Origin of the sequence: Microvirga massiliensis (assembly GCF_001006805.1) — a bacterium.
Classification (GTDB): Bacteria; Pseudomonadota; Alphaproteobacteria; order Rhizobiales; family Beijerinckiaceae; genus Microvirga; species Microvirga massiliensis.
This window is the reverse complement of sequence record NZ_LN811366.1, coordinates 1-8,730: the sequence shown is the minus strand read 5'-3', so window position 1 is coordinate 8,730 and position 8,730 is coordinate 1. Positions and strand designations below refer to the sequence as shown.

The following is an 8,730-nucleotide window of genomic DNA, read 5'->3' as shown; positions in this document are numbered from 1 at the left end:
AGATCGAATCCGATCTGCCTGAATGTGCGACGAAACCGAAGACCGGAAGCTTATTCCGTGAGCATGCGAGCAGCTCTGGAGACAGCTCCCATTTGGTGCAGTATCTCAGCGTAAATCGCGGCAAGCATCGAGGGGCCTCCTCGTTGGGATGAGAGTGCAGGCCTACTCTCTCTACGAGCCGCGGATCTTCGGCTGGCGTCAGACGCAGTAAGTCCCTCACGAGCGGAGCTCGTGGCCTGATGTGACGAAGCCGGGCGACTGAGCGGCCGCAACTTTTCCTTCGGTCCAAGGACAGATGCGGTGTCGTTAGAGGACTGGCAGAGTAGACAGCGGTCACCCGCCCTTCTCGAACACTCGACATCGACACTCGGCTTCGTGACAGTCTTACACCGGCGCCCAAGCCTAATCATCTACGTGCCGGCTAACTGCGTATGGCTGCTGCGGACGGCCTATCCCGGTCACTGATCGTGTGAAGTGTGCTGCGCTGAGGGCACGGGCGCTTGGGCAACACACGGTTGCGGGGCCATGAGATCATCCACCCCAGAGGGCCCAATCCTGTGCTCACCTACGGGAAATCCCTGAACTGTGCCAAGAGAGTGTGTTGCTCTATGTCAAGCTGTCAGTCCCTTGGGTGAATTAGCCTTCGGTCGACAGCAGTATCTTACTCAATTCGTGAACCCGGGACTGATCCTCCTTGTCGATATCGGCCATCTCTCGCTGGTGCCTCGCCCTCGAAGAGGAACTCGACGCACGCTCGGAGGTCGGCGCGTTTTTTGAAGATGGCTCTCCGGTCGACAGCACCCCAGTCACGCCGTGGCCGTCCTGCTTACGCTCGGATGGGCTGACGCCGTCACGGAAGTCCTAACTCGACATGCACCTCCTCAACCCAAGAGCTATCTTGCTCAGTCTGGTGCTCATACCGGCAACGGCGGCTGCCGGGGAGGCGCGGCTGACCCTTTGCCCAACCAGTTCTAATCGCTCCTCGCATCCCCAGGTCCGGCTCGAGGATGGACGGACGCTGAGCGTCGCTCCTGCTGGAGCCCCGCTGCCTCCAGACTGCCTCGTGGCGGCACTCGACTCGAACGGGATACGCCGTCTCGCAGTCGCCCGCCCTGAGCCCGGCCCGTCACCCAAGGGCCTCGGGCTGATCGAAACGAAGGGCAGACATTCCTCTACCGAGCCGGAACTTCGGGTAACCGGACTGGAGACGGAGTCTTCAAAGCCGTCGGTGCTGCCGGTCGGCTCGGCCCTCCTGCCGCGCCTTACTTCCCGCCCGTTTGGTCGTGAGGAGCGCGTCGAGGTGCAACGTCGCGGAGAAGAACTGGAGATTTCCTGCCGTGCCGGCGACAGCCCTGCCGGAGCGGTCCTAGATCCGGGAGAAGCGCGCCTGCCGCGCGCATTGGCTGCTGACCTCGTTGCACAGGGTTGGGGCAACGACGGGTTCCGCTTTTCCGTCGTCCCGAAGGGGGCCGACGCCCCTCGGGATTCCGGTGCTTTCGAATCCGCTGGATCGGCGGTGACGGCCGTCGTCTCCGCCAAGATATGGGAGGAGTCCGACGATGCAGTCCAGTTCGTCGTGGTCTGCCCCGCTCACGCGGCAACGCTAACACTGTCGTCCGTCTCAATCGAGAGGCGGCCTGGGAATGGTGCACCTGTCCCACAATCCGCCTGGATATGGGAGGCGACCCGATGGGTCGAAAATCCGGACCATCTGGTCGAAGATGCGGCCGCCCATCGCATCGGAACACTCTTCATGGCGCTTCCCATCGAGAATGGGCAACTGCTCCAGCCAGACCGTCTCGCCCGCTTCGTGCGGCGGGCGGGCGCCCGAGGCATCTCCGTCGTTGCAGTCGAAGGAGATCCGGCCATGGTTCTCGAGGATGGCCGCAAGGTAGCGATCGCCCGGGCAGAAGCGATCGCCCGCTATCAGCAAGGAGTGTCGGCAGAAGATCGGCTCGCCGGCGTGCAATACGATATAGAGCCCTACCTGCTGCCCTCGTTCCAGAGCGAGCGCGAGCGCGTCCTCGCTGCCTGGGCTGACACGGTCATAGCGCTCGAGCGAGCACTCGGCGAAAGGATCGACCTCGTCCTGCCCTTCTGGATCGCCGACCGACCGGATGCGAGACGGCTCCTTCTGGATCGAGTGGAATCGCATGTTGGCCGAATCACTATCATGGCCTACCGCACTCAATCAGAGGCCGTGACCTCGGCAGCCGAGCCCCTCCTCGCCTGGGGGAGCGAGCACAATATTCCGGTCACGGTGGGGCTCGAGGTGGGCTTCGTGGCGGACGAAATTCACCACTATTACGTGCCTGCGGCTCAGGGCGAACTCCACCTCGTCGAGATCGGAGACGTCACGGCCGCTATCCTCCTGGAGGGTGCGCATGAAGGCTTGCCCGGACGGACATTTCGGCTAGACCGGACAATAGCCGTACCTGGATCCCGCATCAGTTTTCTCGGCGACGTAAGCCGGATGCTGCAGGTGGCCGACGAAACTGAGAGGAGGCTATCAGCCTGGAGCGCGTTCTCGGGTCTTGCATTCCACGGACTTTTCGAACGCTAGAGCCAGCACATCCGCTTCCGTCGCATCCGCGTTTCATGCCGAGTCAATGCATTTCATCACCAGGTTCATTCCATGCCCCACCGTACCGTTCTCGTCTGTGACGACAATCCCCTGATGCTCGATCTCCTCGAGTTCAAGCTCGGGACCCGCGGCTACGAGGTGAGGCGCGCCATGGATGGCCAGCAGGCCTTGACCAGTTTGGCCGAGAAGCGACCCGCTATCGTGGTGCTCGATGCGATGATGCCGATCATCGATGGCTTCGAGGTCCTGCGTCGCATCAAGGAGGATGAGGGCCTGAAGAGCATCCCGGTCATCATGCTGACCGCACGCAAGCAGGAACGTGACATCGTAACGGCGCTCGGGATGGGCGCAAGCGACTACCTCGGCAAGCCCTTCCGCCCGGAGGAATTGGTCGCGCGGATCGACCGGATTTTGACCCCTGCCCACGCGTCGTGACGCCGGGTGGCGGCGTGGACATACCTGGGCGCTTTTTCCGCCACACCCGAGTGAGCGGATCATTCCTTCTGCGTAGCGGCCCCCGCACTCCTTGGGGAACGAGACATTTCGCTCGCTGTCTGCACGTCCTCGGTTTCGTCATAGTCTCCTTGGTCGGCGCAGTTCACGCGAACGCCCAACAGGATGAGGCTGACCGCCTCTATGCGAAAGGTGTCGAGGCCCGCCACGAGGGTCGTAACGACGATGCCGTGAGGCTTCTGCGCGCCGCTGCGGCAATCCAGCCCGACAACGCCGACGTGCTCGTCCAACTCGGGTTGGCTCTGATGGGGGCGGGCGACCTCGACGCTGCCGAAGCCTCCCTGCAGCGCGTGCTCGAACTCGCGCCATCATATTCGGATGCACGGATCGGCCTTGCGCGGATCGCCTTTCGCCGAGGGCGCCTCGACAAGGCTCAGGAAACGCTGGCGCCCGTTCTTTCTTCCGAGCCTGGTCATGCGGATGCCCGCGCTCTCTCGGCCCAGATCGCCTCCGCAAGGCGCGAACAGGTAGAGCGGCAGGAGGCCGACCAGAGGCGGGAGCGGGAAAGACAGGCAGCGGAGCGCGAGGCGCGCCGCCGGGCCGAACTTGAACGGCTAAGCCGAGAGGCCCGGACCCTGCGGATCCGGGGCAAGGTCACGGAGTCGATTGCGCGTTACTCACGAGCCCTCGAGCTCTCACCCGGAAATGTCGATCTCCTCGTCGGGCTCGGCCTCGCACAAGGCTTCGCCGGCGATCATGAGGCAGCCCGGAGGACCTTCCGGCGAGTGCTCGAGAGGAATCCAACCTCGGCTGACGCTCGTCTCGGCTTGGCGCGCGTAGCCCTCTGGACCGGGAGCCCCGATGAAGCCGAGGCTTTGGTGATCGCGGTGCTTGCCGATGAGCCCCGGAATCTCGACGCCCTCATGCTTCAGGCGAGGCTCCAGCTCGCCCGTGGCAAATCCCACGAGGCGGAAGAGATCTACTCGAAGGTCCTCGCCACCGACCCCCACAACGTCGATGCGCTCCTCGGTCTCGGCGATGCACGCCGTACGCTCTGGAACGAGCGAGGGGCAAGGGACGCATACGAGCGCGCGCTCAGGTTCGATCCGGCCTCTACGGAGGCTCGCTCTCGGCTTGCGGAGAGGCCGGAACCTCGCTGGCAGGTCGACATCGACGGCCTGCGCTCGAACCTGAGCGATGGCTTCAAGCCGTGGAACGAGGGCGCGTTCCGGCTCGGATATCGGGTCTCGCCATCGACAACCGTCTCTGCGGCAGCCGAACTGTCGGAGCGCTTCGGTGAGTTCGACGCCTCCTTCGAGGGGCGGATCGACCATCTCTTCACACCGACACTTGCCGGTTACGTGTTGCTCGGAGGTACGCCGGATGCCGACTTCCGTCCGAAATACCAGATTGGTGCCGGCGGCAGCGCACGTTTGTCGCCCGGCGTTGACAGCCTCCTCGGTCCGACCATAGCGGCGATCGACCTACGCTACGCCGAATACGAAACCGGCGGCATCCAGACCGTCTCGCCGGGCCTCGAGCAACGTTTCCTTGGCGAGCGGCTCTGGCTGACGGGCCGATGGATCAACACGTTCGACCCGGATCGCGGGAGGACGGGCGGCTGGCTCGTCCGCGCGGATGTCCAGGTCGTCAATCGTTTGCGCATCTTCGCCGGCTTGTCGGACGCGCCTGACATATCGGAGGGGCTTGTCCTGGAGACGTTCAGCACATTCGGTGGGCTAGTCCTCGACCTCGACGAAAACATCAGCCTCCGGGCTTCGGTAGGCCGCGAGGACAGGGACAAGGCCTACGACCGGACGGTCTTCGGCATCGGGATGAGCGTGCGGTTTTGAACTGGCTCGTGCTGCTCTGGCTGGCATCGCTCGTTCTGTCGTTCACCGCTTTGGCGGTCATGATCACGCTCGTCATCGCGCGCGCGATCCGCACTGCGTTGGAGCGCCGCAACCTGCGGACCCGGCAAAGACTGCTGCCAGTTCTGCTCGAAGCCAGCGAAGGTGCAGTCGACGAGACCCTGACCGCCGAAGTGAAGCGGCACCCCCGGGCCGCTGCAGGACTCGCAATCGACCTGCTCGAGCTCGTCCACGGTGAAGACCGTGCCCGCCTCGCCGCTCTGTTCCGCGATCTCGGGCTCGCCAAAATGGCGGCACGATACCTTGTATATGGCGATGAACGAGTGCGAATTGCCGTTGCGGAAGCGCTCGCTCTCTTTCCGGGCGAGGAGACGGTCCGTGCTCTCCGGGCGAGATTGAGGGATCGTTCACCCGAGATGCGCCTTGCGGCGGCGATTTCGCTCGCCGCCCTCGATGCAGAGCCGCCGCTGCGCGAGATCATCCAGCAGCTTGGAAGCAGGCACGCCGACCACTCGCGGCGCCTCGTCGACCTGTTCCGACAGATGACCGACACACAGAGCCCGGAATTGCTCGACGTCGCCCGCGACAAGGACATGGCTCCGTTCGTGCGAGCCGCAGCGATCGAGGCGCTCGCAAACGCCGGAGACTATGAGCTCATTCCGGCTCTGGCCGAGATCACGAATGATCCTGCCTGCGATCCCTTGGTGGTCGCGGAATGCGTACGGGCACTCGGTGAACTGGAACATCCGAGCGGGGCGTCAGTCGTCGAGCGGGCACTCGAACACTCCGATTGGCAGGTGCGCGCCGAAGCCGTCGAGGCTGTCGGGCGGATCGGTCTTGTCGAGGCGACGCCTCGCCTCACTCTTCTTCTTGCAGATGATGTCTGGCCGGTTCGCCTCCGTGCGGGCGAGGCACTGGCCAGCCTCGGCGAGACCGGGCGACGGGCCCTGCGGAAGCTGGCCGAGGAGGGGTCGGGCCGCACGCAGCGAACGGCTGCCCTAGTCCTGGCCGAGCGAGGCCTTTCATGATGCCCCCGTGGTTCGATGTCGCGTGGATCGGCGCAGCGACGGCAATCGCTTGGATCGTCATCGCAGCCGGAATTCTTCAGACGTTGGTCTATCTGGCGCAATTCGTCCTTGCCGCCGGAGCGATGCTGCATCGGCCGCCATCCGGCCGCTTCAATCTCCTCTGGCGGCGCTACAGCGAACTCGCGCCGCCGATTTCCCTGCTCGTGCCGGCCTACAATGAGGGCCTGACCATCGTGGAGAGCGTCAAGGCGCTGCTCTCGATGGAGTACCCGAACTACGAGGTGATCGTCATCAACGACGGCTCGAAAGACCGGACGCTCGAAATCCTGATCCAGGCCTTCGAGCTTCGTCCGACCGAGCGCCTCCACGATTCGGCTGTACCTCACAAGCCGATCAGAGGACTCTACGCATCACCCCGTCATCCGCGGCTGCTCGTCATCGACAAAGAGAACGGCGGCAAAGCGGACGCCCAGAATGCCGGGATCGACCTCGCCCGCGCACCGCTCTTCTGCGCCATCGACGCCGATTCGCTCCTCGACCCTGATGCCCTCCTGCGCGCCGTGAGGCCCTTCATCGACGATCCGATCAGGACCATCGGAGCGGGCGGCACGATCCGCATCGCCAATGGTTGCGATATCACCGCGGGGCGGGTCGTGCGCGTGCGCCTGCCGCGCAAGGTATTGGCACTCTTTCAGGTAATCGAGTATCTGCGCGCCTTCCTCATGGCCCGTATCGCCTGGAGCCGGATCGACTCGCTGATGCTCATATCGGGCGCTTTCGGAGTGTTCCGCCGCAAGGAGGCGGTCGAGGTCGGCGGCTTCAGCCTCGGGACTGTGGGCGAGGATCTCGACTTCGCCATCAAGCTGCACCGCTATATGCGAGACACCGGACAGGATTATCGTCTCGCCTTCGTGCCGGAAGCGGTCTGTTGGACCGAGGCGCCGGAAACCCTGACCGTTCTCGGGCGCCAGAGAGCGCGCTGGCAGCGCGGAGCACTGGAATGCTTCTTCAAACACCGCGGCATGCTGTTCCGCCCCCAATATGGAAGGATCGGCTTTCTCGGCCTTGGACACATCCTCCTCGTGGATGTCATCGGGCCGATCTTCGAGGTGATCGGCTACCTGCTCGTGCCTGCGATGTGGGCGCTCGGCCTGCTGGAATGGGATTTCATGCTGGCCTTCCTGGCGCTGACCTTCACGTATGGCATCTTCATCAGCGTCGGTGCGCTGATCCTTGAAGAGTTGAGGCTGAGGCGGTTCCCAAAGGCAAAGCACCTTGCGGTGCTGACGTTGATCGCTGTGGTGGAGAATTTCGGCTACCGCCAGATCAACAATGCCTGGCGCCTGCGCGGCTGGTGGCAGTTCCTGCGGAAGGAGCAGGGCTGGGGCCAGATGACCCGCGCCGGATTCGGCAGCCGCTAGCGGTCTATCCTGCCCAGTTCGGCGGAGAGGCGTTTCCCTCCCTCCCGGATGGAGGACAGGTCCGCACGGCCTGCAATGACGAGGTTTTCGAGGGCCTCCGCCGCCTCTCCCGCCTCGGGGAAGCCGAATGTACCCGCTGTCCCGGAAATCCCGTGTGCAATTGAGCGAATCTCGGCAAGGACGACGTCACGCTCAGACGTGTCGAGGGCGGCAATTGCACGGTCGAGCCGATCCCGCTCGGTCGCTGCCATGGCGACAAAGCGGATATGCAGCTGAGCCATGCGTGCGTCGTAATCACTGTCGCCCATGCTTCGAACACTCCTGGCCACGCGTTGGAAAACACCCGCAACGTGGGTGCGTCCCGTAGGTTTCCCTTTGGTTCTCCTTCGCTCCCTGCCCAAGGCGGAGCCCGAACTCCTTGGCTCTTTGGTAGGCTGAAGTCCAGGCGCGCTCCTCTTTCACGGCCGGAAAACGACTAAGATCGAATTCACCCAGCGAACAACCTGGAAGAAGTAACGCCAGCGGCTTGGCCCGATCACTTGGTCCCGTAAGTGTGAGAGCGCTGGACCTTTGGCTCCGGCCAAAAAGAAAAAGGCCACTCCGAAGAGCGGCCCGAAGTTTAGGGAGGAAACGCCCAAAAAGGGCAGCGGCAGGGCGCCGCCAAGCGTCGTGCTGCACCGCACAAAATAGTTCACATCGGAACCAATGGTAAGCAGAAAAGGGCAATATTTCTGACCAAATTGCTGATTCCCCCGCAAAAGGAAGTGCCACCTCGCGATGATCGCGTGCTCCTTAAGGAGCAGCGTCCGGAACATTCTCAGGCTGTTGAGGGACCGATAGGAGTAGGCGGGTTCACTCCCATACTCAGAAAGCGGGCTATCTCCTGCCAAGTTTGTGTGGAGACGGAGCCCGCTTCTTTCAACATTGATATCCCTGCCTTGGGCATAAGCAACGGGGTTTATGGAGCGAGCAGTGTTGTAAGGCCCACTGGCGCAACAAGCCCGGGCGCGATTTCACTGAGAGCTACGGTAGAAATGATGCGAAGTGGTCGACAATCCAAAGAAGAAGTCTATTCCAGCATCTGCGCTCCGTGGATCGCCTTCCACAGTCTCCTCCAAGTTCATACATGATTGCAAACTTCAGCGACTATCCGTCGTCAGGCCTTGGAGATATTGATATCTGCGTGATCGGCGGCGGTGCCGCTGGAATTACAATCGCAAAGCACCTCGACGGATCCGGTATTCGCGTTCTTCTTCTCGAAGGCGGAGAGATGGAGGCGAGCGAGCCGTCACAGAAGATCTACGAAGGCATTTCGGATGGCTATGCCAGTCTCACGGCGACGCGCCTACGCTTCTTTGGTGGCACAACGAACC

The 8,730-nt window shown here is 62.9% G+C and carries 8 protein-coding genes; 6 read left to right on the top strand and 2 right to left on the bottom strand.

Features of this window, described 5'->3' with window-relative positions:
• Window positions 1-1,063 precede the first annotated feature (1,063 nt).
• The 5 genes from BN1233_RS35840 to BN1233_RS35820 all read left to right on the top strand — a co-directional run bounded on the left by BN1233_RS35840 (window position 1,064) and on the right by BN1233_RS35820 (window position 7,357).
• The gene (locus BN1233_RS35840; protein WP_046868457.1) at window positions 1,064-2,563 is read left to right on the top strand and encodes a hypothetical protein; all 1,500 of its coding nucleotides are present in this window, start codon (window positions 1,064-1,066) and stop codon (window positions 2,561-2,563) included.
• A gap of 72 nt (window positions 2,564-2,635) precedes the next feature.
• Window positions 2,636-3,019 carry a response regulator gene (locus tag BN1233_RS35835; RefSeq protein WP_046868456.1) on the top strand — a complete coding sequence of 128 codons (384 nt, stop codon included), beginning with the start codon at window positions 2,636-2,638 and terminating at the stop codon, window positions 3,017-3,019.
• A 149-nt stretch (window positions 3,020-3,168) separates the two neighbouring features.
• Entirely contained in the window at window positions 3,169-4,890 is a 1,722-nt protein-coding gene (locus tag BN1233_RS35830; RefSeq protein WP_046868455.1) for a tetratricopeptide repeat protein, read from the top strand.
• Window positions 4,887-5,936 carry a HEAT repeat domain-containing protein gene (locus tag BN1233_RS35825; protein WP_046868454.1) on the top strand — a complete coding sequence of 350 codons (1,050 nt, stop codon included), beginning with the start codon at window positions 4,887-4,889 and terminating at the stop codon, window positions 5,934-5,936. Before BN1233_RS35830 ends, BN1233_RS35825 begins: the two co-directional genes overlap by 4 nt.
• Complete coding sequence (locus BN1233_RS35820; protein WP_046868453.1) at window positions 5,933-7,357, top strand: glycosyltransferase family 2 protein; 1,425 nt, start codon at window positions 5,933-5,935, stop codon at window positions 7,355-7,357. Before BN1233_RS35825 ends, BN1233_RS35820 begins: the two co-directional genes overlap by 4 nt.
• On the opposite strand, the gene BN1233_RS35815 is transcribed toward BN1233_RS35820, so the two are convergent.
• Entirely contained in the window at window positions 7,354-7,665 is a 312-nt protein-coding gene (locus tag BN1233_RS35815) for an Hpt domain-containing protein (protein WP_046868452.1), read from the bottom strand. The genes BN1233_RS35820 and BN1233_RS35815 overlap by 4 nt on opposite strands.
• 150 nt (window positions 7,666-7,815) lie before the next feature.
• Window positions 7,816-8,172 (bottom strand): hypothetical protein, encoded by a 357-nt coding sequence (locus tag BN1233_RS35810; protein WP_046868451.1) that lies wholly within the window; start codon window positions 8,170-8,172, stop codon window positions 7,816-7,818.
• Window positions 8,173-8,483: 311 nt separating this feature from the next.
• Here BN1233_RS35810 and BN1233_RS35805 point away from each other — a divergent pair.
• Window positions 8,484-8,730, top strand: a 247-nt coding sequence (locus tag BN1233_RS35805; protein WP_046868450.1) for an FAD-dependent oxidoreductase, incomplete at its 3' end; no start/stop codon positions are given.